27 protein-coding genes are annotated in these 25,310 nt (G+C 66.3%); 16 read left to right on the top strand and 11 right to left on the bottom strand.

What is annotated here, in order from left to right:
- The first annotated feature begins 20 nt into the window (after window positions 1-20).
- The 5 genes from SBP01_RS08830 to SBP01_RS08810 all read left to right on the top strand — a co-directional run bounded on the left by SBP01_RS08830 (window position 21) and on the right by SBP01_RS08810 (window position 3,030).
- Complete coding sequence (locus SBP01_RS08830; protein WP_275215635.1) at window positions 21-362, top strand: rhodanese-like domain-containing protein; 342 nt, start codon at window positions 21-23, stop codon at window positions 360-362.
- 54 nt (window positions 363-416) lie between these two features.
- On the top strand, window positions 417-713 hold the full coding sequence (locus SBP01_RS08825) for a rhodanese-like domain-containing protein (protein ID WP_320538153.1): 297 nt from the start codon (window positions 417-419) through the stop codon (window positions 711-713).
- Between the two features lie 48 nt (window positions 714-761).
- Window positions 762-1,124: a thioredoxin gene (trxA, locus tag SBP01_RS08820; RefSeq protein ID WP_320538152.1), complete on the top strand. Its 363-nt coding sequence runs from the start codon at window positions 762-764 to the stop codon at window positions 1,122-1,124.
- Between the two features lie 4 nt (window positions 1,125-1,128).
- Complete coding sequence (locus tag SBP01_RS08815; RefSeq protein ID WP_320538151.1) at window positions 1,129-1,539, top strand: rhodanese-like domain-containing protein; 411 nt, start codon at window positions 1,129-1,131, stop codon at window positions 1,537-1,539.
- Window positions 1,540-1,629: 90 nt separating this feature from the next.
- Entirely contained in the window at window positions 1,630-3,030 is a 1,401-nt protein-coding gene (locus SBP01_RS08810; protein ID WP_320538150.1) for an MBL fold metallo-hydrolase, read from the top strand.
- A 105-nt stretch (window positions 3,031-3,135) separates the two neighbouring features.
- Here the strand turns inward: SBP01_RS08810 and SBP01_RS08805 are convergent, their stop codons facing one another.
- The gene (locus tag SBP01_RS08805) at window positions 3,136-3,297 is read right to left on the bottom strand and encodes a hypothetical protein (protein ID WP_275215631.1); all 162 of its coding nucleotides are present in this window, start codon (window positions 3,295-3,297) and stop codon (window positions 3,136-3,138) included.
- Window positions 3,288-3,491 (bottom strand): hypothetical protein, encoded by a 204-nt coding sequence (locus SBP01_RS08800; protein ID WP_320538149.1) that lies wholly within the window; start codon window positions 3,489-3,491, stop codon window positions 3,288-3,290. Before SBP01_RS08800 ends, SBP01_RS08805 begins: the two co-directional genes overlap by 10 nt.
- A 477-nt stretch (window positions 3,492-3,968) precedes the next feature.
- Here SBP01_RS08800 and SBP01_RS08795 point away from each other — a divergent pair, with 477 nt between their 5' ends.
- Window positions 3,969-5,264 carry an MFS transporter gene (locus SBP01_RS08795; protein ID WP_320538148.1) on the top strand — a complete coding sequence of 432 codons (1,296 nt, stop codon included), beginning with the start codon at window positions 3,969-3,971 and terminating at the stop codon, window positions 5,262-5,264.
- A 70-nt stretch (window positions 5,265-5,334) separates the two neighbouring features.
- On the opposite strand, the gene acs is transcribed toward SBP01_RS08795, so the two are convergent.
- The 4 genes from acs to SBP01_RS08775 form a co-directional block, all read right to left on the bottom strand.
- A complete protein-coding gene (gene acs, locus SBP01_RS08790) occupies window positions 5,335-7,314 on the bottom strand; it encodes an acetate--CoA ligase (RefSeq protein ID WP_320538147.1) in 1,980 nt (659 codons plus the stop codon).
- Between the two features lie 6 nt (window positions 7,315-7,320).
- Complete coding sequence (locus SBP01_RS08785) at window positions 7,321-7,995, bottom strand: acetate uptake transporter (protein ID WP_320538146.1); 675 nt, start codon at window positions 7,993-7,995, stop codon at window positions 7,321-7,323.
- A 160-nt stretch (window positions 7,996-8,155) separates the two neighbouring features.
- Window positions 8,156-9,850: a monocarboxylate uptake permease MctP gene (gene mctP, locus SBP01_RS08780; protein WP_275215625.1), complete on the bottom strand. Its 1,695-nt coding sequence runs from the start codon at window positions 9,848-9,850 to the stop codon at window positions 8,156-8,158.
- Window positions 9,847-10,128, bottom strand: a complete 282-nt coding sequence (locus SBP01_RS08775; RefSeq protein ID WP_320538145.1) for a DUF3311 domain-containing protein — start codon at window positions 10,126-10,128, stop codon at window positions 9,847-9,849. The genes mctP and SBP01_RS08775 overlap by 4 nt, the downstream gene beginning before the upstream one ends.
- Window positions 10,129-10,409: 281 nt before the next feature.
- Here SBP01_RS08775 and SBP01_RS08770 point away from each other — a divergent pair, with 281 nt between their 5' ends.
- Both SBP01_RS08770 and SBP01_RS08765 read left to right on the top strand, forming a co-directional pair.
- Window positions 10,410-11,195: an isocitrate lyase/PEP mutase family protein gene (locus SBP01_RS08770; RefSeq protein WP_275215623.1), complete on the top strand. Its 786-nt coding sequence runs from the start codon at window positions 10,410-10,412 to the stop codon at window positions 11,193-11,195.
- Between the two features lie 61 nt (window positions 11,196-11,256).
- A complete protein-coding gene (locus SBP01_RS08765; protein WP_275215622.1) occupies window positions 11,257-11,502 on the top strand; it encodes a hypothetical protein in 246 nt (81 codons plus the stop codon).
- Window positions 11,503-11,539: 37 nt separating this feature from the next.
- On the opposite strand, the gene SBP01_RS08760 is transcribed toward SBP01_RS08765, so the two are convergent.
- The 4 genes from SBP01_RS08760 to SBP01_RS08745 all read right to left on the bottom strand — a co-directional run bounded on the left by SBP01_RS08760 (window position 11,540) and on the right by SBP01_RS08745 (window position 15,521).
- The gene (locus SBP01_RS08760) at window positions 11,540-12,571 is read right to left on the bottom strand and encodes an NADPH:quinone reductase (protein WP_320538144.1); all 1,032 of its coding nucleotides are present in this window, start codon (window positions 12,569-12,571) and stop codon (window positions 11,540-11,542) included.
- Between the two features lie 52 nt (window positions 12,572-12,623).
- Window positions 12,624-14,081 carry an MFS transporter gene (locus SBP01_RS08755; RefSeq protein ID WP_414004282.1) on the bottom strand — a complete coding sequence of 486 codons (1,458 nt, stop codon included), beginning with the start codon at window positions 14,079-14,081 and terminating at the stop codon, window positions 12,624-12,626.
- A 66-nt stretch (window positions 14,082-14,147) separates the two neighbouring features.
- The gene (locus SBP01_RS08750) at window positions 14,148-14,915 is read right to left on the bottom strand and encodes a DUF2182 domain-containing protein (RefSeq protein ID WP_320538142.1); all 768 of its coding nucleotides are present in this window, start codon (window positions 14,913-14,915) and stop codon (window positions 14,148-14,150) included.
- Entirely contained in the window at window positions 14,916-15,521 is a 606-nt protein-coding gene (locus tag SBP01_RS08745; RefSeq protein WP_320538141.1) for a DUF1326 domain-containing protein, read from the bottom strand.
- A 178-nt stretch (window positions 15,522-15,699) separates the two neighbouring features.
- Between SBP01_RS08745 and SBP01_RS08740 the strand changes: the two genes are divergently transcribed.
- The 4 genes from SBP01_RS08740 (at window position 15,700) to SBP01_RS08725 (ending at window position 19,989) form a co-directional block, all read left to right on the top strand.
- Window positions 15,700-16,245, top strand: a complete 546-nt coding sequence (locus SBP01_RS08740; RefSeq protein ID WP_275215617.1) for a gluconokinase — start codon at window positions 15,700-15,702, stop codon at window positions 16,243-16,245.
- 79 nt (window positions 16,246-16,324) lie between these two features.
- Window positions 16,325-17,788, top strand: a complete 1,464-nt coding sequence (locus SBP01_RS08735; protein ID WP_275215653.1) for an SLC13 family permease — start codon at window positions 16,325-16,327, stop codon at window positions 17,786-17,788.
- Between the two features lie 135 nt (window positions 17,789-17,923).
- Window positions 17,924-18,997: a glucose 1-dehydrogenase gene (locus SBP01_RS08730; RefSeq protein WP_320538140.1), complete on the top strand. Its 1,074-nt coding sequence runs from the start codon at window positions 17,924-17,926 to the stop codon at window positions 18,995-18,997.
- A complete protein-coding gene (locus SBP01_RS08725) occupies window positions 18,994-19,989 on the top strand; it encodes an aldose 1-epimerase family protein (protein ID WP_320538139.1) in 996 nt (331 codons plus the stop codon). Before SBP01_RS08730 ends, SBP01_RS08725 begins: the two co-directional genes overlap by 4 nt.
- Before the next feature lie 128 nt (window positions 19,990-20,117).
- Here SBP01_RS08725 and SBP01_RS08720 read toward each other — a convergent pair whose 3' ends face one another.
- The gene (locus tag SBP01_RS08720; protein ID WP_320538138.1) at window positions 20,118-20,618 is read right to left on the bottom strand and encodes a MarR family winged helix-turn-helix transcriptional regulator; all 501 of its coding nucleotides are present in this window, start codon (window positions 20,616-20,618) and stop codon (window positions 20,118-20,120) included.
- 127 nt (window positions 20,619-20,745) lie between these two features.
- Between SBP01_RS08720 and SBP01_RS08715 the strand changes: the two genes are divergently transcribed.
- Genes SBP01_RS08715 through SBP01_RS08700 form a run of 4 tightly spaced genes read left to right on the top strand, consistent with a single transcriptional unit; the run spans window position 20,746 to window position 25,308 of the window.
- Window positions 20,746-21,213 carry a hypothetical protein gene (locus SBP01_RS08715; RefSeq protein ID WP_320538137.1) on the top strand — a complete coding sequence of 156 codons (468 nt, stop codon included), beginning with the start codon at window positions 20,746-20,748 and terminating at the stop codon, window positions 21,211-21,213.
- Complete coding sequence (locus tag SBP01_RS08710) at window positions 21,210-21,863, top strand: gluconate 2-dehydrogenase subunit 3 family protein (RefSeq protein ID WP_320538136.1); 654 nt, start codon at window positions 21,210-21,212, stop codon at window positions 21,861-21,863. Before SBP01_RS08715 ends, SBP01_RS08710 begins: the two co-directional genes overlap by 4 nt.
- On the top strand, window positions 21,860-23,515 hold the full coding sequence (locus SBP01_RS08705; RefSeq protein ID WP_320538135.1) for a GMC family oxidoreductase: 1,656 nt from the start codon (window positions 21,860-21,862) through the stop codon (window positions 23,513-23,515). The genes SBP01_RS08710 and SBP01_RS08705 overlap by 4 nt, the downstream gene beginning before the upstream one ends.
- Before the next feature lie 2 nt (window positions 23,516-23,517).
- Window positions 23,518-25,308, top strand: coding sequence for a thiamine pyrophosphate-requiring protein (locus SBP01_RS08700; RefSeq protein WP_320538134.1), 1,791 nt, complete (start codon window positions 23,518-23,520; stop codon window positions 25,306-25,308).
- The last annotated feature ends 2 nt before the right edge of the window (window positions 25,309-25,310 follow it).

The following is a 25,310-nucleotide window of genomic DNA, read 5'->3' as shown; positions in this document are numbered from 1 at the left end:
ATCCCCGAAGGAGAACCACCATGGGACTGATCGATTCCCTCAAGAAGGCCTTCAGCAAGCCCTACAAGACGATCTCGGTGGCGCAGGCCAAGGACCTCCTGGGTTCCGGCGCCACGCTCATCGACGTCAGGTCAGCCCAGGAATGGCGGACCGGCCGGGCACCGCAGGCCAAGCATGTCCCCCTGGACAGGCTGCAGGCCAGCACCGCCGGCATCCAAAAAACCCGGCCCGTGATCGCCGTCTGCGCCTCCGGCGTCCGCTCTGCCTCAGCAGCCCGGCTCCTCGCGGCCAAAGGCTACGACGCCTACTCGGTGCGAGGCGGCATGGCAGCCTGGCGCCAGGCCGGCGAACCCGTCCGCTAGCCGCATCACCGCATTCATACACCAAGCCACAAACCACTTCGAAGGAGAACCACAATGGCTGAAATCACCATCACCGAAACCGACCAGCGCCGCTCCACCGCCCGCATCCTCGATGTCCGGGAGGACTTCGAGGTCGAGGAAGGCATGATCCCCGGCGCCCTGCACATCCCTATGGGCCAGCTGCAGGCCCGCCTGGGCGAGCTGGACCCGGCCGTTCCCGTGATCGCCGTATGCCGCAGCGGCAACCGGAGCGCCGCCGTCGCCGATGCGCTGAACGGCGCGGGCTACACAGCGGACACCATGACCGGCGGAATGACCGCCTGGACCCGCGCCGGGCTCCCCACCATCTAGGCCCTGCCGCAACACATCCCCAGCCCACCTGAAAGGACACGACAGATCATGGCAACCATGGACATCACCGAGCAATCCTTCGCCCAGACCCTGGAGGACAACAGCATCGTCCTTGTCGACTTCTGGGCAGCCTGGTGCGGCCCCTGCCGCATGTTCGCCCCCACCTACGGCGCCGCTGCCGAACGCCACCCGGACATCACCTTTGCCAAGGTGGACACCGAGGCCGAACAGGCCCTCGCCGCCGCAGCGAACATCACCTCCATCCCCACCCTGATAGCGTTCAAGGACAAGACACTGGTCTTCTCCCAGCCCGGAGCGCTCAACGCCGCCGGCCTCGAGGAGGTCATCCGGTCCGTCAGGAACCTGGACATGGACAAACTCCGCGCCGAAGCCGGACACCAGCACGCCTGACATCATGAGGGACCAGCACGCGTTCCGCACCGTCATGCCGGACGAACTCGCCAAAGTGTGGCCACGCGCCACACTGGTGGACGTCCGGAGCCGGGAGGAGCATGCCACCGCCCATGTTCCGGGGAGCCTGAACATTCCCCTGGATGAACTGTCCTCCCGGCTCGCGGACCCGCCCCACGGCACGATCTACCTGCTGTGCGGGTCCGGCAAACGCAGCAGCCAGGCCGCCCGGCTCCTCACAGACCGCGGATACACCGCGGTCAACGTCGCCGGCGGAATCACCGAGTGGTACCGGGCAGGGCACCCTGTCACCTACCGCCAGGCTCCTGAACACCAGCCCGGCCAGCACTCCGGCCATACGCCAGGGCACCTGCGCAAACTCCTGAAAAGGCTGTCCAGCAGGAAATCCGCCTAGGCCCCGATCCGCTTGCATGATACCCCCCGGGGTATCTATACTGGATTCAGACCCCCTCCCCACCCCCTTTCCACTGAAGGAGAGCACCAGATGCTTATCGAGCGTATTTACGATGAAGACCTTGCCCAGGCCAGTTACCTGATCGGCTGCCAGGCCAAGGGTGAAGCGATCGTGGTGGACGGCCGCCGCGACATTGCCGTGTACCAGGATCTGGCTGCGAAGAACGGCATGAAGATCGTGGCGGTCACCGAGACCCACATCCACGCCGATTACCTGTCCGGCACCCGGGAACTGGCCGCGGCCACGGGCGCGACGATCTATGTTTCCGGCGAGGGCGGGCCGGACTGGCAGTACGGGTTCGAGGGCGAGCGGCTGCACGACGGGGACACCATCACCCTGGGCAATATCACCATCCAGGCCGTGCATACCCCCGGGCACACGCCGGAGCACCTGTCCTTCCTGGTCACCGACGGCGCGTTCAGCGACCAGCCCGGCTACCTGCTCTCCGGGGACTTTGTCTTCTCCGGGGACCTGGGCCGCCCGGACCTGCTGGATGAGGCCGCCGGCGGGATCGACACCCGTTTCGTGGGCGCCAGGCAGCTCTTCGCGAGCCTGCGGGAGAAGTTCCTGACTCTCCCGGACCATGTCCAGGTCCACCCCGCGCACGGTGCGGGCAGCGCCTGCGGCAAGGCCCTGGGCGCGATCCCGTCCTCCACCGTGGGCTACGAACGCCTCTACGCCTGGTGGGGCCCGTACCTGGCCGCCAACGACGAGCAGGGCTTCATCGATGAACTCCTCGACGGCCAGCCCGACGCGCACGCCTACTTCGGCCGGATGAAGCGCGAAAACCGGGAAGGCCCGGCCATCCTGGGCGACCGTGCCCCGCTGCCCGAGCTGTCCACGGAGATCGTTACCGCGGGCCTGGCCGAGGACACCCTGACCTTCATTGACACCCGCTCCAACACCGAGGTCCAGCAGGGCACCGTGGCCCGGTCCCTGAACGTCCCGGCCGGCAAGTCCGTGGCCAGTTACGGCGCCTGGGTGGTCAACCCCGAAACGGACACGAATCCGCTGGTGCTCCTGGCCCCCGGTCAGGCCGCCGCGCAGGAGATGTGGGACCACCTGATCCGGGTGGGCATCGATAACGTCGCCGGGTACGTCACCGGCATCGAGGGGCTGCCCGGTTTCACCCCCACGCTGATCCAGCCCGAGGAACTCGAGACGTTCGACGCCGCCATGGTCCTGGACGTCCGGAACAAAACCGAGCACACGGCCGGGCACATCCCCGGCTCGTACCAGCTCAGCGGCGGCCGGGTCATGTGGCACCTGGATGAGCTGCCCGCGGGCGGCACCATCGTCTCCTACTGCCAGTCCGGTGTGCGGAACTCCGTCGCCGCCAGCGCCCTGCGCCGCGCCGGGTACAACGTCGTCGAACTCGACGGCAGCTACGCCGCCTGGAACGCCCGGCAGAACAGCGTCCCCGCCGCCTAACCCGGTGCCGTCACCTCCTTCGAAGGTGGCGACCGACCCCGCCGGCCCGGGATGGTGCACTGTCCCGGGCCACGGGCTGTCTTCAGGGCCGATGCTTCGGGAGCCTCAGGCGCGGCCCTTGAGGATCAGGTTCCAGTACATGAACGGCAAGCCGTAACGCTTGAGCAGCCACATGTCGCTGCGTTCCTTGGTGGTGTCGATGAAGGGGATGCTGGGGGCTGGCTGGAGTGTGTGGTCGAATTCAGCCAGCAGGTTCTTCACCAGCACGGGGGCCTGTTTGATTTCCGGGTAGCGATGCCCGGCGTTGGCAGGACCATGACCACCCGGATGTCCCGCAGGACCCCCTGCTTGCGCCAGGAGTCGGCGGCCAGGCAGGCGATTTTCTGCGGGGCGCCGGCACACTTGATCGGTCCCGAGGGCTGGGTGAAGACGGCCGTCCCGGACTTCAGGTTCCGGATCATGTCCCAGGTCTTGGGCGCCAGGTCGTAACGGTTTCCTCTTGGCTGGCGGCGCCTCCCCCGACCAGGGTCCACAGCGGTTGGTAATAGTGCTGCTCGCTAGGCTCGATCAGACCGATATCGGTCCGCCCTGCGTTGCGGAGCCGGGCGGCAACACTCAATCCAACCCAACTTAGATACCCACGGGGGTATGCTGTTAGGACCATCCAGCCAGCTAAGGGAGCCATCCGATGTGCCGTGCCGTTACATGCAAGAAGTGCCAGAAGACGACGTGGGCGGGTTGCGGCCAGCACGTTGACCAGGTGATGCGCGGGGTTCCGGCCTCTCAGCGTTGCAGCGGGCACGAACAGGAGACATCGACCGGCAAGGGCTTCTTCGCGAAGCTGTTCGGACGGTAGGGCGACCGCCCGGAAATGCGGGCACAGGCGTTCGAAAAAGGAGTCCTTGCATACCCTTAGGGGTATCTGAGAGACTGTCGGAATGCCATCTGTACCCGGGTCGACAGGACCCCAGTCCCCCGCATCCCTGGCCAGCCCAGCGAGCGGCGTCCCGCCTCAGCGCAAAGTGCTCTCCGTCCTGGTCGGCGGCCAGATTCTCGGCGGTATCGGCATGGGAGCCACACTATCCCTCGGCTCTTTGCTCGCGGCACAGCTTTCCGGATCGCCGGCGTGGTCCGGCATGGCCGCCACGATGAGCACCCTCGGGGCAGCGGTCGCTGCAGTGCCCCTCGCCCGGCTCGCGGGCGCCCGCGGACGGCGAATATCTCTGTCCACCGGCGCGCTTATCGCCGGAACCGGCGCCGCGATCGCCATCACGTCGGCGTGGGTGTCGGTCTTTCCCCTGCTGCTGCTTGGACTGATGCTGCTGGGGGCGGGTTCCGCGGTCAACCTGCAGGCCAGGTTCGCCGCCACCGACCTTGCCCGGTCCGGCACCAGGGCGCGGGATCTTTCCGTCGTCGTCTGGTCCACCACAATCGGGGCAGTGCTTGGCCCCAACCTCTTCGGTCCGGGCGAGGTCGTGGGTGCAGCGCTTGGCCTCCCTCCTCTGACGGGCGCCTTCGCCTTCTCTGTGGCCGCCCAGCTGGCCGCCGCCCTCGTGTACCTGACCGGGCTGCGGCCGGACCCGCTGCTTACTGCGATGTCGCTGCGCGACACCAGCGTCAAGGCACCCCGGCCGCGGAGCGGAACACTGGTACTGCGCAGCAACGCAGGTGCGCGCTACGCGGTGGCCGCCGTCGCACTCAGCCACGCCACCATGGTGTCGCTGATGTCCATGACACCGGTCCACCTGCGCGAACACGGAGCAAGCCTGGTGATCGTGGGCTTCACCATCAGCCTGCACATTGCGGGCATGTACGCCCTCTCCCCCGTGTTCGGTTGGCTGGCGGACAAAATCGGGAGGCTGCGCGTCATCGTCCTGGGCCAGGGCATGCTCCTGGCCTCCCTGGTAATCGCCGGGTTCGCGGCGGACTCCCGTACCGGCGTTACGGTCAGCCTTGTCCTGCTCGGACTCGGATGGTCAGCTGCGGTCGTGGCCGGCTCCGCTATGGTCGCCGAATCCGTCCCCATCCAGGACCGGCCCGCCGTCCAGGGCATCTCGGACCTCAGCATGAATGCCGCAGGGGCAATCGGCGGAGCACTGGCGGGCCCGGTTCTTGCATCAATGGGCTATTCCGGGCTGGCTTTCCTGGCGATGGCCCTGGTGGGTGCGGTCCTCATCTGGACCGCCCTGCACGCCCGCCGCACAATGACGCCCCCGAACCCCGTGCACCCCTAGGACCAGGCAATGAATACGGACAACCGGGTCGAGGATCCGGGTCCCCAGGGCGAGTGCTCCATTGACCGGTTTAGTGCGGGCCGCCGGCCCCTCCCGGCATGCCGGCCTTGATCAGGTCCATGACGGAGGAGTCTGCCAGCGTCGTGACATCTCCGATCGGCCGGTCCTGCGCGACGTCCTTGAGGAGCCGGCGCATGATCTTGCCGGACCGGGTTTTGGGCAGCTCGGCCACCACCATGATCTGACGGGGCCTGGCGATTTTGCCGATCTCCTTGGCCACATGTTCCCGCAGCTCCTGCACAACCTCCGGTCCACCGTCGCCAGCCTCGGTGCGGAGGATGACGAAGGCGACGATGGCTTGCCCGGTGGTCTCGTCGAGCGCACCCACGACGGCCGCTTCGGCCACCTTCGGATGCGCGACGAGCGCCGATTCGATCTCTGTGGTCGAAAGCCGGTGTCCGGCCACGTTCATGACGTCGTCCACCCGGCCGAGGAGCCAGATGTCCCCGTCCTCATCCTTTTTGGCGCCGTCGCCGGCAAAGTAGAGCCCGGGGAACCGTGACCAGTACGTGTCCACGTACCGGTCGTTGTCACCCCAGATGGTGCGCAGCATGGACGGCCAGGGCTCGGTCAGGACCAGGTAGCCGCCGGAGCCGTTTTCAACCGGGGTGCCCGCGTCATTGACGACGTCCGCCGCGACGCCGGGCAACGGCCTCATGGCGGCACCCGGTTTGCCTGCTGTGACTCCGGGGAGCGGACTGATCATGATGGCTCCGGTCTCGGTCTGCCACCAGGTGTCCACGACCGGCGTTTGGCCGTGACCGATGTTCTCCCGGTACCACATGTAGGCCGCCGGGTTAATCGGTTCTCCCACGGACCCGATCAGGCGCAGGCTCCTGAGGCTGTACTTGGCCGGTATCCCGGCGCCCCATTTCATGAAGGTCCGGATGGCAGTCGGGGCGCAGTAGAGAATCGAGACGTTGTACTTGTCGATGATTTCCCACCACCGGCCCTGGTGCGGGGTGTCCGGCGTGCCTTCGTACAGCACGGAGGTGGCGCCGTTGGCCAGGGGACCGTACACAATGTAGCTGTGCCCGGTCACCCAGCCGATGTCCGCGGCCGTCCAGAAAATGTCGGACTCCGCCTTGAGGTCAAAGACCGCCCAGTGGGTATAGGCGCACCCCGTGAGATAGCCGCCGGTGGTGTGCAGGATGCCCTTGGGCTTACCCGTGGTGCCCGATGTGTACATGACGTACAGCGGATGTTCGGCGTCGAAGGCTTCAGCGTTATGTTCCGTGGAAGCGAGTTCAACCGATTCGTGCCACCATATATCCCGGCCTGGCGTCCAATCGATCTCCTGCCCGGTGCGGCGGACCACCAGGACGTTGCGAACGTCCGGGCAGTCCAGCAGGGCTTCGTCGACGGCGGACTTGAGACCGGTGGCCTTGCCGCGGCGGTAGGCGCCATCGGAGGTGATGACGATCCGCGCGTCGCAGTCGTGGATCCGGGTCCGGAGCGCGTCCGCGGAAAACCCGCCAAACACCACTGTGTGCGGTGCTCCAATTCTGGCGCAGGCCAGCATCGCCACCACGGTTTCGGGAATCATCGGCATGTAAATGGCCACCCGGTCTCCCGGCATGACTCCCAGCCGGGTCAGCGTGTTTGCTGCCTGGCAGACCATCCGGGTGAGCTGGGCATACGTGATGGTGCGGGTGTCTCCGCCTTCACCTTCGAAGTAGTAGGCCACCTTCTCTCCGCGGCCGGCAGCTACGTGCCGGTCAAGGCAGTTGTAGGCTGCATTGAGCCTGCCGCCGACGAACCATTTGGCGAACGGCGGATTCGACCAGTCCAGGACCTCACTCCACTTTTGGGACCAGTCCAGCCGGTCCGCCTGCCGCGCCCAGAACGCCAGCCTGTCGCCGGCAGCTTCCTCATAGTCCGACGACGTGGCGTTGGCTTGCGCGGCAAAGCTGGCTTCCGGCGGGAAGCGCCGCTGTTCGTGCAGCAGGTTTGCGATGGTTTCATCCGTTTCTGATGGCTCTGCGACCATGGCCTGTCACCGTCGTCCCACGGGAAGGACAGTGCGCTTGTAGGTGGCGTTAGCCACCACCGCAAGGGAGCAGTACCAGGCAATCAGCGCGGTCACGATTCCGAGCCAGCCGCCCAGCACCGTCATACCCGTTGCTCCGGCGAAGGCACCAAGAAACAGGGCTATGAAGGTGAGGGTCAGGAAGACGAAGACGGCAAAAACGCCTGTGCTGACCCGCCATGCCGAAACGGTCATGTAAGCCGTAAAGATCGCCCAGGCCAGGAGGTAGAGGCCCACCGCTTTGCCGGCGTCCGCGGCCGGAAGGCCGGCAGCGCTGAACTGGCTCAAGAACCAGAAGGAGAGCCAGAACGCTCCATATGAGCAGAAGGCTGTCGCGCCGAAAACGTTTCGGTTTGCGAATTCCCAGATTCCGGCGGCGAACTGCGCCAGGCCGCCGTAAAAAAGTGCCAGTCCCAGGACCACCGGTTCGACGTCTTTGGGAATCAGCCCGGCGTTGATGACACTGAGGACAAACGTCGTCATCGCGAACGCGCCCAGGCCCAACGCTGCCGGATCGGCAAAGGGTGGACTGACGCTAGCCTGTGGCGAAACACCCATATCCTGGGCTGCTACGGGATTTTCGGCCCTGCGACCGGTGGCCGCCGGCACGATCCCCGCCGTGGAGCTTGATTCGACACTCATGACACGACTCCTTGGTCAGCACCAGCCCCATTGCTGGTGATGCCTACCAGATTACTCCTGAGCGCACAAGGCCTTACCCGGCAATGTTTGTGATTTGGATCGCACCCTTCTGTGATGTAGCTCACATACCTCGTCGTTGCCGGTAGCCGGCTCAATCCCGTCAGAAGGTCGGGGCACCGGGTTCGCCGAGGGGGTAGTCGCGCTGGATCTCAGCGACCTTCGGATCGTTTTCGTCGGCACCGTAGTCCGAACTGCGGGTGATGTCGACACCGGCCGGGACCTTGATGGCACGGAAGACCACGGACAGGACGGCGGCAACAATCAGGTTTATCCCGAAGGCCACCACGGCAATGTAGACCTGGACGTCGGTGCCGGGGATCGCTGCGATGGAGCCGCCGAAGTGGGCTTTTGTGACCGGGTTGACCACGTTGTAAGCCGCAATGGTGCCGTAAATGATTCCGGCCGCCCAGCCGAGGAACAGCGCCCACCGGTGGAACCAGCGCGTATACAGCCCCGCCACGATTGCCGGGAAGGTCTGCAGGATCCAGATGCCGCCAAGGAGCTGCATGTTGATGGCGGCGGACTGGTCCATGGCGATGACAAAGATCAATGCCCCGAACTTCACAACCAGGGAAGCGATTTTGGAGACTTTGGCTTCCTGCCGGGGTTCGGCGTCGGGCCTGATCAGATCCCGGTAAATGTTGCGGGTAAACAGGTTGGCCGCGGCGATTGACATGATGGCGGCAGGGACCAGGGCGCCGATGGCGATGGCGGCAAGGGCTATGCCGGCAAACCAGCTCGGGAAGTGGTCCAGGAACAGTTGCGGAACCACCAGCTGCGGGTTAACGGCGCCGTTCAGGTCAATGGGTTTGGTGCCGGCGTAAATCGCGGCATAGCCCAGCAGCGCCAGGAATCCCAGCATGAGCGAGTACAACGGCAGCACCGCGGCGTTCTTGCGGATGGTGTTCCTGCTCTTGGTCGCCAGCACGCCGGTGATGGAATGCGGGTACATAAACAGCGCCAGGGCCGAGCCCAAGGCCAGCGTCCAGTAGGCAGAGTAACTTCCGGCCCCGGGGATGAAGACACCGGCGGGTTTGCCGGTGGCCGGGTTGACGGCACCCAACTTGGCCTGGGCGGCGTCGAAAATTGTTCCCCAGCCGCCGAACTTGATGGGCAGGTAAATGACCGCAACGATCACTGCCAGGTAGATCAGCAGATCTTTCACCACAGCGATCAGGGCAGGGGCACGAAGGCCTGACGTGTAGGTGTAGGCGGCCAGCACCACGAAGGCGATGATCAGCGGCATGTCCGTCAGCAGGGGGTTCTCCGCACTGCCCAGGCCAAGGACCGTCAGGACTGCCTTGATGCCGACCAGCTGCAATGCGATGTAGGGCATGGTGGCGACAATGCCGGTGACGGCGACGGCCAGGGAGAGAGCCTTGCTGCCGTAGCGGCCGCCCACGAAGTCGGCCGGTGTGACGAAGCCATGCCGGTGCGAGACGGACCACAAGCGGCTCATCAGGAGGAACACGATCGGATACAGCACGATCGTGTACGGAACCGCGAAGAAGCCACTCACGGCTCCGGTGGCCCACATGGCAGCCGGTACTGCCACGAAGGTGTAGGCCGTGTAGAGATCGCCGCCGAGCAGGAACCAGGTCACCCAGGTACCGAAACCACGGCCGCCAAGGCCCCACTCGTCCAGGCTGTGCAGCCCGGTGGCCTCTTCACGGCGCCAGCGCGCCGCAACGAACCCCAACGCAGCCACAAGAACGAAGAGGATGATCACAATGGTGAGGGCAACGCCGCTCACGGGACGGTCAGGAACGGCGAACGGCACAGTGACGGTGCTCATGGCTTCTCCCCGGCACCCGTCGCGGTGCGCACCGCTTCACGGCGACGGCGGTCTTCCTTGGTAACCAGCCAGTACGATGCTCCCACCAGGGCCGCAGTGACCGGAATCCACATCATCTGGTACCAGTAGAAGAACGGCATGCCTGCCAAACGCGGCTCATCGAGGGCATATGCAGGTACGAACAGGGGCACCGCGATGGCGATAATCAGCAGGATCCCCGCGATGACATAGGGACCGGGTCTGGCCGGCCCGCGTGTCGGCACATCAGGAGTGGACATCGACGCCTCCTCATCGAGACGGGCCACCGGAGCGGGAAGGCTTCCCGGGACGTGCCGGCGGCCTCAGGACCGCGTGTCGCGGCGGTCCTTACCTGACAGGATAAGCACCCGGCCTGCCATCCAACAGGGTAATTCGCCCTGTTTTGTTGTGGTTCCGCCGGGCGCATGGGCCCAACCCGGTTCCAGCCTCGGGCGACCGCCGGTCCCTTGCGCCGGTCTGCCACGTTTGTAGACTGAATCGGTATTCACCCCTCTTTGGATGGCTAGGGACGGGAACGAAAATGTCGACGTTTCGGGATCTCCACACCGCTGCGGTGCCGCTGCTGCTGCCCAACGCGTGGGACCTGGGATCCGCCCTGGCCTTCGCTGCCGCGGGCTTCCCGGCCGTCGGCACCACCAGCTTTGGCATTGCTGCAAGTGCCGGTCTGCCCGACGGGGGCCGGTCCAGCAAGGCGGCGACCGCAGCGCTCGCGGCACAGCTGTGCCGACTGCCTGTCCACATCACCGCAGACGTTGAGGACGGATATTCCGATGACCCGGCTGAGGTTGCGGAGTTTGTGGCCCACCTGGCCAACCTGGGCGTGGCCGGGATCAACCTCGAGGACAGCACCGCCGGGCACCTGGTCGATCCGGCAGCCTTCGCCCGCAAGATTGCCGCTGTCAGGCGGCGCAGCCCGGCTGTGTTCATCAATGCCCGAGTGGACAACATATGGTTCGGCGAGCAGGCCACCGTGGAGGCCGTCCTGCTGCGGGCAGGTGCTTATGCCGACGCCGGGGCGGACGGGATCTTTGTCCCGGGACTTGTGGTTCCGGAGGACATCAGAGCCATCACCGCAGGTATTGGCTTGCCCGTCAATGTGCTGGCACATCCTTCGCTGACTGTTCCTGAGCTCGGCGAGCTGGGAGTTCGGCGCGTCAGTTCCGGCTCCCTTCCCTACCGGGCGGCCGTTGATGCTGCGGTGAACGCGGTCAATGCCCTGCGCGAGGGCAAGCCGGCGCCGGCCGCCACACCGTACTGGGAGATGCAGTCGCGGCTGGCCTCTTTCAGCCAACACAACACGGGCTAGCGATCGTCAGCTCGAACCCGCCTGCGTCCTGCCCAGGACCCGCCCCATCAAGGAGGACACCATGAATGACGAGAACCCCGCCACCGTGACCAGGTTGCAGACGATGCTGGAGAACATCAGGACGGCGACCGCCAACACCCGCCGAGCGATGGAGTCGCTGGGCGACGAGAACTGGGTGGAGGACGGCGAGTCCGATGCCGAATACTTCCAGGCCATCCAGCGCGACACCATCGCCAGGCTTGACGCCACAGCCCGGGATATCGAATCCCTGCTGGCCGGGCCCCTGAACGGCCAGGCAGGCGGGTAGCGCGCTTCCGCCCGCCCGGGCCGCGAAGTGTTACCGGCTAGCCCGCTGCCACATCGATCAGCACCTTGCCGACAATGCTGTCCTCCACCGCCGCGTGAGCCGCAGCCGTATCGGCCAGGCTATAGCGGTGCAGCGGCAGGCCTGCGGCCTCCCCTACCGGAAGGGCGCCGTCGGTGATGGCCGCATTGATGTCCTCGGCGGCGGCGTGCACCGCCGCCATGCCAACCGTGTAGAGCAGCACGAATTGGTAGCGGATGTTGAGGCTGAAGTGCCTGCGGATGTCCAGGGTCAGCTGGTCGCCCCCGTTGTTGGCGTAGACAGCGACAGAGCCGCGGTTCCGGATTACGGCCAGGTCGAGGTCGGCATTCTGCACGGGTGCCACCTCCACGATCTGGTCCACACCGTCGGGAGCGATCCGGCGGATTTCCGCGGCCGCGTCGGTCTCCCGGTAGTTGATGACGTGATCGGCACCGGCAGCCGTGACCAGCGCAGCCTTCGCCGGACCGCTGACGGTCGTGACCACAACGGCGCCGGCCCACTTGGCGAGTTGGATGGCCGCATGGCCCACGGCACCGGCCCCTCCGGCGACAAGAATGATCTTGCCGTCCAATGCTCCCGGGTGCAGCCGGCGCGGGCCGTCCTCGGCGACGGTCAGGGCCCGGTGCGCGGTGATCGCCGGAACGCCCAGGCTTGCGCCGACGTCGAACCCGGCATGCTCCGGCAACGGAAAGACCCGCTCGGCCGGCAACACGGCAAACTCCTGCGCTGTCCCGCCGTCGGCGCGCTGGTAGGCAGCGAGGGCCAGCCATACCCTGTCGCCGGGGTGGAGGTGCCCGACGCCGGGTCCGACGGCATCCACAACGCCGGCGCCGTCCTGATTGGGCACAATGTCCGCGAAGGGCAGAGGCTCGCCGGCCTTGGCGCCGCGGCGTGACTTCCAGTCGGTGGGGTTCACCCCGGAGACCATGATCCGCACCCGCACCTCCCCGTGCTCCGGATCCCGGATCCCGCGGTCAACGAGCTCAAGGACAGACGGATCGCCGGTGGTCCGGTAAACGATAGCTTTCATACCCAGACCCAACGCAGGCGCGGACCGAAAATTCCCCCGGTATGGTCCTGTCCTAATCCGGGGAGGATGCCGGGCTGTGCTCGGAGGCCCTCGGAGCGTCGGTGCTGGAGCGGTTTTTGCCCGAGCCGGGCATCGCGATAACGGCCACCACCGTCAGAACGGCGGCCGCGAGGACGGCCAGGAAGACAGCCCCGGAGGCAGCGACGACCGTGTGCGGGTCCGTGTGGCCGCCGGGAGTGCCCGCGAAGATCGCATTGGCGACCGCCCCGAAAACTGCGACGCCGATGGAACTGCCGATCGACCTGGCGAAGAGATTCGTCCCGGTTACGACTCCACGCTCATTCCAGTCGACGCTGGACTGGGCGGCGATGAGGCTTGGGGTGGCAACGAGCCCCAGTCCCAGCCCGACGATGAAGCAACTCGCAGCCACCAGGAGAACACTGGGTGCGGAGGCGGTGAGGGCAAGGACCGCCGTACCGATGACCGTGATGGCAATGCCGATCATCGCGGTCTTGCGGAACCCCAGCCGAAGGTAAAACCGGCCCGATTGGGACGCGCTGATTGGCCAGCCGATCGTCAAGGCTGCCAGCGCGAGCCCGGCGAGGACCGGGGAGGTGGAGAGGGCACCTTCGAGGAACGTGGGAACGTACGAGGTGAGGCCAAGCATGACCGCTCCAACGCCGAAAGAGATCAATGCCGTCGTCGCCAGCAGTCGCCGGGAGATGACCCACGCGGGGAGGACCGGTTCCGCGGCCTTCCGTTCGACGAGGATGAAGACGGCGAAAAGGAGTGCGCCGCCGGTGAACACCGCAACGCTGATGGCGGAGGTCCAGCCCCACGCCTGTCCGCCTTCGAGCGCCCCAAGAATGATCAGTGTCAGGGAGGCGGTGAGCAGGCCTGCTCCCGGATAGTCAATCCGGTGACTGGTGCGCTGAACGTTCTCGTGGAAGGTTCGGATCAGCATCCACCCCGCCAGGAGGCACAGCGGGATGTTCACGAGGAAGATCCCGCGCCACATGCCCAGCGCGGAAAACACGCCGCCGAGCGTCGGGCCCACCACGGAGGACACCGCCCAGACGCTCGCAAGGTAGCCTTGCACCTTCGCCCGCTCGGTCAACGTGTAGATGTCGCCGGCGATGGTGATCGCCATCGGCTGGACTGCTCCCGCCCCCAGGCCCTGCAGGACCCGGAATGCGATCAGGGCCGGCATGCTCCACGCCAAGCCGCAGAGGACCGAACCGAGCAGGAAGAGCCCGATCCCGATCAGGATGATGGGTTTACGGCCGACGACGTCGGAGAGCTTGGCGTAGACGGGCACCGACACCGCCTGGGCCAGGAGATAAGCAGAAAAGAGCCACGGAAAAGACGTGAACCCGCCAACGTCGTGCACGATCGACGGCACCGCCGTCGCGACGATCGTCGCATCTATCGCCACCAGGCCCGTAGAGAGCATCAGGGAAATCAGTACGGGACCGCGCTTCGAGCGGAAGCCGACCCCCTCTGCAGGCATTGTCGTCACGTATTCTCATCCCGTCGTCGTCACAAAGCGCTGTGCGCCTACCTCATAGTGCCTCGTTCACATGGGCGCGGACATGACGAGCCCGGGGAGGAGCTCCGGGTGCGCCGGAACGAAGAGCGCGAAAACGATCAGTGCAACGCCAGTGACGCGGCTGAGGAAAGGACCATATTTCCATGTCTTCTCCAGGAAAATCACTCCCGTGAGCACCGCCATCCATGCCAGGTTCATCACGCCGACCGCAACCAGCACCACCATGAGGCCCCAACAGCAGCCCACGCAATACACGCCGTGGTAAAGACCAACGCGGACATCCCGCAGGCGGCCCTTGTACCCTGACGCGTGCAACAGGAATGCAACGGGCGACCGGCAGTGCCTCAGACAGAAATCCTTCAGCGGGGTCAACTGGTAGGCGCCGGCCACCGCGAGGACCCCGGCCCCCACCCACGGGGCGGCGTCCGGCGCATCCTGAGCCAACAGGGCAGCCAGCGCTGCGGCCGCGTAGGCGATCACGCCGAATCCGATCCACGTCAGAAGGTAACCAAGGACCAGGCCCGTGGTCCGGATGCCCCGGGTCCGAGGGCTGCGGACGGCACGGATGGTCCTCAGGTAGGTGGATGTGAGAGGCGCCAGCGATGGCAACATCATGGCTGCCATCATCAGTGTCCAAACCCCGAGGAATCCCCAAAGCTCCAGCCCCATGGTCCCCGGGCCCGCGGACATGTCCGCCAAACCCGAGACCGTGAGATACCACGCCAGGGCGGCGCAACCGATCAGCGCCACCTCGGCTGCATGGTGGCTGACTGAAAGGCCGGCCCTGCCCGGCACTTAAGCGGACCAGGCGAACGGGGCGGAGTAGGAGTTCTTCCCGCTGTTGTCCCACGTCATTCCGAACACGTCGACGCGGGCGGTGCTGGAGGTGCCGGAAGCCAGGGTGTCTGCCGGGAACCCGACGCCACTGACTTTCACGCCTTGTCCTGTGGAATCCAGGGGAGACACAAAGTCCTCCACCACTATGTCCACGGCACTGCCAACCTGGACCTGGTGGATACGCCCGTCGTCGGTGTAGGCCATCTTTAGGGACTCCATGCCGGCCATTTCGCCGATCAAGGGGGCGAGGCCTTCCATCGGTCCGCCGAGCTGGCCGCCAAAGACCGCACCGAGCGCCTCGGCCTGCTCAGCCGAGGCTGCGGCGTCCATCAGAACTCCGACTTTCCAGCCCCCATCACTCATCAGGGCAGGAGTATCGGCCACAACGCAGACCGTCAGACCACCCACCTCGACACCGTTCACTTCGCCGGTTTCGACATGGAAGGCCAGGGCCAGGTTGCAGCGTTCGTTATCGGCCGGTGCCGTTAGCCCTGAAAGGGTGCACGGGCAGGCCATGTCGCAATTGCAGTTCTCAAAATAGGTACCCTCGACATGCCACGGCATTTGGGGCTCCTTTCGACGAGGCACCCCCCCGAAATAAAAGTCTCCTCGCGGCTCTGAACAGAGTCAACGGCAGGAGGCGACCAGGTTAAAAGCGCAGTGACCCACGGTTGCCAGGTCCGTGCCGATGGCATGGACCTGTGCTCTGGCGCCCGGGCTCCGGTGCTGCCAAGATGGCTCCATGGACCCGCGCGTCGCGCCGACGGCTCCCCTGGCTGAACCGGTGGTACTGGTTGTCATGGGCGTCTCCGGGTCCGGCAAATCCACCGTTGGCGCACTCCTTGCCGGCCGGCTGGGCTGGGCCTTCGAAGAAGGCGACGCGCTGCACCCCCGCGCAAATATCGAGAAGATGACCGCAGGACATCCACTGACGGATGAAGACAGATATCCGTGGCTGGAGAAGGTTGCCGGCTGGGTCGAGCGGAGGCTGGATCAGGGGGAAAACGGGGTCATCACGTGTTCGGCGCTCAAGCGCTCTTACCGGAAGATTATTAACCGGCGGCGATCCGGCGTCGTCTTCGTTTTCCTGTCCGGCTCCGAGACAACGATCGGCGAGCGGCTGGCCGGGCGGCACGCGCATTTCATGCCCGCGAGCCTGTTGTCGAGTCAGTTCGCCGACCTCGAGGAGCTAACCCAGGATGAGCCCGGAATCCGCGTCGATGTCGGACCGAATCCCGGAGTGATTGCCCAACAAATCATCGATCAGCTCGGCCTGAAACCGAGCTGAACGGAGGAGCGCCATGAACGGAAGCCTCAGCCTCGTCGGGCCCGCTACCCGGGTCGCCACAGACAGCACCACGGACCTCATGAACCAGCCATGGAACGGCCATGACACCCAGGTTCTTGTCGTTGCAGCCATCGGCATTGCGATTGTTGTCCTGCTGATCGTCTGGGCGAAAATGCACGCTTTCCTGGCCCTGAGTATTGGGGCGCTCTTCGTGGGCATCGCCTCCGGCATTGCGCTGGACAAAGTGACCACCTCCTACGAAAACGGGGTCGGCGGTGTGCTTGGCTACGTCGGCGTCCTCATCGCACTCGGAGCCATGCTGGGCAAGCTGTTGGCAGATTCCGGCGGGGCGGACAAGATCGTGGATACCCTCCTCCACGGCCGGCCGGCAACGCTGCCCTGGAAGATGGCGCTGATCGCCGGCATCATCGGCATCCCCATGTTTTTCGAGATCGGCCTGGTGCTGCTCATACCGGTTGTGATGCTGGCCGTGCACCGTTCCAAGGGGCCGGCCATGCTGCTCGGCATTCCGGCCCTGGCAGGCCTGTCTGTGCTCCACGGATTCATCCCGCCGCATCCGGGCCCCTTGGCCGCGATCGGCATCCTGCACGCCAACGTCGGTGTGACCCTTGCCTTCGGCCTCCTGATTGCGGTTCCAACCGTCATTATCGCCGGTCCCTTGTTTGGCCGTCTTGCCGCGCGGCTGGTACCCATTGGTGCCGCCGGGGCGGGACTGGCCGTGACAGTCGGTGCCGGCGGCAACGCACAAAATTCGGAGCTTCCAGTTTCGGGTGCTCAACCCGCCAGTCCGCGCCGGGGTGATCCGCGGGGTGGTGACGCGCCCCTGGCCAAGGCTCAGGATCCCGACGCCACCCGCAGTCCATCCTTCGCCTGGACCCTGGTGACCCTGTTGTCCCCGCTGGTGCTCATGCTGATCAAAGCCGGGGCGGACATTTGGATGGACAAAGGCGACCCGCTGCGGCCGCTGCTGGACTTCATCGGCGATCCGGTCTTTGCCCTGCTGGTGGCGGTGCTCCTGGCCATGGTTACCTTCGGCACAAGGGTGGGCTTCTCGGCGTCGGTTCTGACGAAGAAGATCGGCCAGAGCCTGTTGCCGATTGTCGGGGTGATGCTCATCGTCGGCGCAGGCGGCGGCTTCAAGCAGGTTCTGGTCGACGGCGGCACCGGTACGGCCATCGCCAAGATCGCCGTGGCAGCCAGCCTGTCCGCCCTGGTGCTGGGATGGATCATCGCTGTGCTCATTCGGCTGGCAACAGGTTCGGCAACGGTAGCGACGGTAACGGCGGCAGGCATCATCGCGCCCGTGGCAACCGGGCTGCCTCCGGCTCAAATAGCGCTCGTTGTGCTCGCCATTGGTGCCGGGTCGCTGTTCTTTTCCCATGTCAACGACGCGGGTTTTTGGCTGGTCAAGGAATACTTCGGGCTGACCGTAGGACAAACGATCAAGACCTGGTCCGTCATGGAAACGCTGATCTCCATCGTCGGGTTCGTGCTCACCTTGCTGCTGGCCGCTGTCGTTTAGACACGACACGCCCAGCCCGGCCGCCACGGACCGGTTCCCAGTCGTGCGCGGCAGGCTCGCACAAAATTCCGTTGCGCTAGCGCAAATATCGCGGGAGACTGGCGGTAGATGACCCTTCGCTTGAAGGAGAAGCACATGCAAGCATTGACGGTTACGCCAGGGAAAAAGGACTCACTACAGCTTCGCGGCATCCCGGAACCACCGGACAGCCAGGGGCCGGTCCTGGTTGAAGCCCTCGCCGTTGGCCTGTGCGGCACCGACACCGAAATCATCGCGGCGGCGTACGGGGAGGCTCCGCCCGGCCAGGACTACCTGGTTCTTGGCCATGAAAACCTGGGCCGGGTCCGGGAGGCTCCCCGGGACTCCGGCCTGACGGAAGGGGACCTGGTGGTGGGCATTGTCCGCCGGCCGGACCCTGAACCGTGCAAAGCCTGCGCTGCCGGCGAGTGGGATATGTGCCTGAACGGCAAGTACACCGAGCACGGCATCAAAGGCCGGGACGGGTTTGCCCGGGAGCGGTGGCGCGCAGAACCGCAGGCCATGGTGAAACTGGACGCGGGGATGGAAGAGGCAGGCGTGCTGCTGGAGCCCACCACCATCGTGGCCAAAGCCTGGGAGCAGATCGGCCGGATCGGGCAGCGCGCCTACTTCGATCCCCACCTGGCTGTCGTAACCGGAGCCGGACCTGTTGGCCTGCTTGCGGCCCTCCTGGGTGTCCAGCAGGGCCTGGACGTCCATGTCTTCGACGTCGTCACGGACGGCCCGAAACCGGGGCTGGTCCGGGATCTGGGCGCCACCTATCACAGCGAGTCCCTTCCCGACTCCGGCCTCAAACCGGATGTCACGGTCGAATGCACGGGCGTTACCGCCGTGGTGCTCGATGCGCTGCGCTGCCGCGCCCAGGACGCGATTACGTGCCTGACCGGCGTCTCCGGCACCGGGAAGCGGACAGGGGTTGATGTAGGCGCCCTGAACCGCGAGGAGGTGCTGATGAACGGCGTGGTCTTTGGCAGCGTCAACGCCAACCGGCGCCACTACGACGCCGGCGCCAAGGCGCTGGCAGCTGCTGACACGGACTGGTTGCGGCGGCTCATCACCCGCCGCGTGCCGCTAGGCAACTTCGCCGGGGCTTTCGACCACCATCCCCACGACGTCAAGGTGGTCCTGGAACTCCAGGCGGACGGCGGCAGGATAAAGAGGCAGTCATGAACCCCGAAGCCAGGACCTCCTCCCCCGCCAAGCCCCGGCAGGGGCCAGAGCGGAACAGCGGCCAGCTGCTCCCCTCCGGCCGGCAATACGAAATCCGGCACGGCCGGCAGAGCGCACAGCTGACGGAGGTAGGCGGGGCTTTGCGCGGGTATTTCCTGGACGGACGCCCCCTCCTGGACGGATACGGTCCTGAGGAGATGTGCACGGGAGCCAGGGGACAATCCCTTATTCCGTGGCCCAATCGGATCAGGAACGGCAGGTATGAGTGGGACGGCGGCACCTATCAGCTGGACCTCAGCGAGCCGGAGAAAAGCGGGGCCATCCATGGGCTTACCCGCTGGCGGAACTGGGAGGTCCGGGAACAATCGGAGGACAGCATTTCCTTCGCTTACACGCTGCATTCCTGCCAGGGGTGGCCATGGGTGCTTGACTGCAGCCTGGACTACGGGCTCGACGACGGCGGGCTGAGCGTGCGCACGACAGTCACCAACCGGAGCCCGGACCCGTGCCCCTTTGGCACCGGGGCGCACCCCTACCTGAGCCTGGGACTGGCGGGCGGGACCATCGACGCGGGATTGGTCGAGGTGCCGGGGCGGACCTTCCTGCCAGTGGATGACCGGGGCATTCCGACGGCCCATGAGCGGGTGGACGGCACGGAGTATGACCTGCGTGAGCTCCGGCAGCTCGGCGCCCGGCACATCGACGTCGCCTATACGGACCTGATCCGGGACGCGGACGGGCGGGCGCGGGTGAGGCTCGTGCGGCCCGACAGCTCCGCGGCGGTGGAGCTCTGGGCGGACGAAACGTACCCGTACCTGGAGATCTTCACCGGGGACACCCTCCCCCAGCCCGACCGGCGGCGGACAGGCCTGGGCGTCGAGCCAATGACATGCGCTCCGGACGCGTTCAATTCGGGCGAGGGGCTGATCACCCTCCATGCCGGGCAGTCCCATACGGGTCAGTGGGGCATCACTCCGCGGCAAGGGACCTGAACGGACATGAACAGCGCACCCGGCGCCGTGGCAGCCCAAGCATTCCGGTGCTTTCCGCCAACTATTGCGTCACCGCAATTACCGCCGTTCAATGGAGGTATGGGTTGCCACTCCCGGTCCCGGCCCGTTCAGGCGCCGGCCCCCAGCGTAAAACGGCCGTCGGACGTCCCGTGGCCCCCGGCGGCGGCGGCGAAGGCCTCCATCGCCGCAGCCAGTGCAGGGCGGCGCCCGGCCGGCATCCGCGAAATCACGTCGGCGATGGCCTGCCGCCGGTGCTCCAGCACGGTGTTGACCAGGGTTTGTCCCTTCCCGGTCAGCTCCAGGACGATGTACCGCCGGTCCGCAGGATCCTCGCGGCGTTCAAGCAGGCCCGCCGCCACCAGGCGGTCGCAGATGCGGGTGGCGTTCGAAGCGTGGACGCCCAGTTCGGCGGCCACGCCGCCCAGGTTCTGGGGCCCGAGGACGTGGATACGGACCAGCACGCGCAACTGCGGCGTGTTGACGATGTCTTCCACCTCGGCCACCGAACTGGCCACGACCCGCAGAAGTACGTCCGCGGCAGCCAGCACTGCTTCAACTTCCCGGCTTCCCGGCGCCCTGGGGGTTTCCGATGCGGCAGGTGTGTCCATACGCATTAGTTTCCCCGGTTAGTTACCGGACTGCAAAGGTTGCGCGGAGTCAAGCCAAGTACCGGACGCCACGGCAGAGCGGGCAGGCACCCCCAACAGGAGGCCGGCCCCGCGGACAAGGAGCATCATGAAGACCAGACAACCAACGGATCCGGTCACCGGCACGGTCCACGGCATCGACCGGCTCATCCGGAACGTGCAGACCGGGCGGTTCGAACGCTCCCTGTCGGGCCTGACGGCGGCCGGCGCCCTGGTCACGGCAGCGGAAATCTACCTTGAACATGACAAAGCCAGTTTCGGCAACAAGTGGATGTGGGTCCCCGTGGTCCTGGGCCCGGTGGGTGCCGCCGCGGGCGTGGCGGGTGTCTTCAGCCAGGGCATGGCCAAAACCGCACTGCCGCTGGCGAGCGCGGCCATCGTCGCCAACGGGCTGCAGGGAACCTGGCTGCATCTGCGGGGGATCCGGCAGAAGCCCGGCGGCCTGTCCAACCTGCGCTACAACCTGGAGATGGGCCCGCCCCTGTTCGCGCCGCTGCTGGTCACCCTGGTGGGTGGGATGGGCCTCCTGGCCTCGGTCCTCAGGCGCGAGCCGTGAGCCGGCTGCCGCTGGAACGGCCCGACGGCGGCGGACGCTACCCGGGCTTCAGCACCCTTGCCCAGGCGGACCATTGGGACCGGACCACGGCCGCCGTCGTCGAATCCCGCCTGGGCCGGCCACCGGACGTCCGCTTCTTTACGCCTGCGGAAGAGGCCGCGGGGCGCGCCCTCTTCGACCAGTTGCTGGCCCAGCGGGGTGAACCGCGCGTGCCGGTGGTGAACATGGTGGACGCCCGCCTGGCGGAGGAACAAACCGATGGCTGGCACTATGACAACATGCCGCGCGACGGCGAGGCGTGGCGGGCCACGCTGGCTGCGTTGGACCGCGAGGCCGGCTCCCGCGCAGGCTGCACGTTCGCGCTGCTGGACCCGGTTGAGCAGGCCCAACTCCTGCAGGACGTCTGCGACCTGCACCAGGAGCTTTGGCACGGCCTGCCGGCAGACCGGGTGTGGAGCCTCTGGACCCGGTACGCCTGCACCGCCTTCTACTCCCATCCCCTGGCCTGGGACGAAATCGGATTCGCCGGGCCGGCGTATCCGAGGGGGTACAAGAACCTGGGCGTGGACCGGCTGGAGCCGTTCGAGGTACGGGACGTCCGCCCGGATGCCGACCCGGCCCGCAGCTCCACCCGCAGGGCAGAGCAATGAACAGGGTCCGCGAGCGCAACGAATCGGCGTGGCTGCTCCCCGCAGGGCCGGGCAGCAACCTGCGGCTGCGGGCGGACATGCGGCGTTACAGCGAAACCGATGAGGTGGACATCGCTATTGTCGGCTGCGGAGCAGGCGGCGCCACCTTGCTGCAGCGTCTGGCGCGCTGGGGCTGGCGGGCCGTGGCCCTGGAGGCCGGTCCGTTCTGGGAACCGGAGCGGGACTGGGTGAGCGACGAAGCCGGGTCCCATCACCTGTACTGGACCGAACCCCGTGTGATCACGGGAACGGACCCTGTGCCGCTCGGGTCAAACAATTCGGGCCGCGGGGTGGGCGGGTCCATGATCCACTTCGCCGGGTACACGCCGCGATTCCACCCCAGCGATTTCCGGACCTTCAGTGCGGACGGGGTGGGCGCCGACTGGCCCCTAAACTACGCCGAGCTCCGGCCGTACTACGAGGACATCGAGGCCGAGCTGCCCGTCGCCGGCGAACACTGGCCGTGGGGTGACCCGCACGGCTACCCGCACCGGCCGCATCCGGTGTCCGGCAACGGCGAACTGTTCCTGCGCGGTGCCAACGCCTGCGGGATCACGGCAAAGGTGGGGCCGGTGGCCATCGCGAACGGCCGCTTCGGCAACCGCCCGCACTGCATCTACCGCGGCTTCTGCCTTCAGGGCTGCAAGGTCAACGCCAAGGCTTCCCCGCTGATCACGCATGTCCCGGACGCCCTGGCACACGGGGCCGAGATCCGCGCGGATTCGATGGCCACCCGGATCGGTTTTGACGAACGGACCGGACGGGCCACCGGCGTCGAATACGTTCAGGGCGGGATAACGAAGTTCCAGCGGGCCCGGATGGTGGCCGTGGCCGGGTACTCGATTGAGACACCACGGCTGCTGCTGAACTCCGTTTCATCCCGTTTCCCGGACGGCATGTGCAACGACTTCGACCAGGTGGGCCGGTACCTGATGGTCCAGGGTGCCCCGCAAACCGCGGGCCGGTTCCAGGCCGAAGTGAGGATGTGGAAGGCCCCTCCCCCGGAGGTCAGCACAGAGGACTTCTACGAAACGGACCCGGGGAAGCCCTACAAACGGGGGTTCTCCATCCAGAGCGTGTCCCCGCTGCCCATTACCTGGGCCGAGCACGTTGCCGCCCAGGGGCACTGGGGCCCCGCCCTGCGCCGCTACATGACCGACTACCCGCACTGGGCGTGCCTGGGCGCCCTGTGCGAATTCCTCCCCCTCGAGGGAAACCGGGTGACGCTGGCGGAGGAGACGGACCGGCACGGCATCCCTGTTGCGCGCTTCAGCTACAGCCAGTGTGACAACGACCGGCAGCTGATGTCCGCCGCGCAGGAGGTCATGGAACGAATCCTGACCGCGGCGGGGGCGGAGGAGGTCATCACCATCAACCGCTACGCGCACCTGGTGGGCGGCGCCCGGATGTCAGCCGCCGAGGATGAAGGCGTGGTGGACCGGAACCTCCGCAGTTTCGCGGTGCCCAACCTGCTGGTTACGGACGGAAGCGTGCTGCCGACCCAGGGCAGCGCCAACCCGGCCCTGACCATCATGGCGCTGGCGGCCCGCGCCGCCCGTGTCCTGATCCAAGGCGCCCGCAGCGGCGCCCCGATGAGCGCAAAGGAAGACTGATCATGGCAACCACAGTGGCCGACTACCTGCTCTCCCGGCTGGGTGAGTGGGGTGTGGACAAAGTCTTCGGTTTCCCCGGAGACGGCATCAACGGCATCCTGGCCGCCTTTGGCAAGGCGGACAACCAGCCGAAATTCATCCAGGCCAGGCATGAGGAGATGGCGGCGTTCGAGGCCGTGGGGTACGCCAAATTCGGCGGTCGGGTGGCCGTGTGCATGGCCACCTCCGGCCCCGGGGCGATCCACGTGCTCAACGGCCTCTACGACGCCAAGCTGGACCACGTACCGGTGGTGGCCATCGTGGGACAGACCGCACGCAGCGCCATGGGTGGCTCCTACCAGCAGGAGGTTGACCTGCTGACCCTCTTCAAGGATGTGGCTGCTGACTACGTCCAGATGGTCACCGTTCCCCAGCAGCTGCCCAACGTCATCGACCGGGCCATCCGGATCGCCGAGGCCCGGCGGGCGCCCACGGCGGTAATCATCCCGGCAGACGTGCAGGAACTCGAGTACGCCGCCCCCACCCACGAGTTCAAGATGGTCCCATCCAGCGTCGGCGTCCAGTGGCCGGACATCAAGCCGGACGGTGAGGCCATCAGGGCGGCGGCGCAGCTCCTGAACGAGGGTTCGAAGGTGGCCATCCTGATCGGGCAGGGAGCCCGCGGGGCTGCCGCTGAGGTCCGGGAGGTGGCCGAACTGCTGGGAGCGGGGGTGGCCAAGGCCCTGCTGGGCAAGGACTCGTTGCCCGATGACCTGCCCTACGTCACCGGCTCCATCGGGCTGCTGGGCACCCGCCCCAGCTATGAAATGATGCGGGACTGCGACACCCTGCTCACGGTGGGGTCCAGCTTCCCCTACACGCAGTTCCTGCCCGAACCAGGTCAGGCCCGCGGCGTGCAGATCGATGTCGACCCCACAATGATTGGCCTGCGCTACCCGAACGAATACAACATCATCGCGGACGCCGCCACCGCCCTGCGTGCCCTGATCCCGCACCTGGACCGCAAGCAGGACCGGTCCTGGCAGGAGAACCTGGAGTCAGCCATCAGCCGCTGGTGGGAAACCATGCACGACGAAGCCATGGTCAGCGCCAACCCGGTCAACCCCATGCGGCTGTTCGCGGAGCTGTCCACACGCTTGCCCGCGGACGCGATGCTCAGTGCGGACTCCGGTTCCTCGGCAAACTGGTATGCGCGGCAGCTGAAGTTCCGGGACGGCGTCCGGGGCTCGCTGTCCGGCAACCTGGCCACCATGGGGCCCGGCGTCCCCTACGCGATCGGTGCCAAGTTCGCCTACCCCAACCGGCCGGCCATCGCCTTCGCCGGTGACGGTGCCATGCAGATGAACGGGCTGGCTGAGCTCATCACGGTCAAACACTACTGGCGGGAATGGGACGATCCTCGGCTGGTGGTGGCTGTCCTGCACAACAACGACCTGAACCAGGTCACGTGGGAGATGCGCGCCATGGGCGGGGTGCCCGCCTTCCGTGAGTCCCAGGCCCTGCCCGACGTCGACTACGCGGGCTTCGCCGAAAGCCTGGGTTTGCAGGGCCTCCACGTGGAGGATCCCGACGACGTCTGGCCGGCTTGGGAGAAGGCTCTCGCCGCGGACCGGCCCACCGTCCTGGACGTCCGCACCGACCCCGACATTCCGCCGATTCCGCCGCATGCCACCCTGGAGCAGGCGCGGAAGACGGCAGAAGCCATGATCAAGGGCGATGACAGCGCCTGGGGTGTGGTGAAGGAAGGGGTCAAGACCAAGCTTCAGGAATTCCTGCCGCACAAGGAGGGCTGACC

The organism is Pseudarthrobacter sp. IC2-21, assembly GCF_034048115.1.
In the GTDB taxonomy this organism is placed as follows: Bacteria; Actinomycetota; Actinomycetes; order Actinomycetales; family Micrococcaceae; genus Arthrobacter; species Arthrobacter naphthalenicus.
This window is presented reverse-complemented; position numbering and strand designations above follow the sequence as displayed.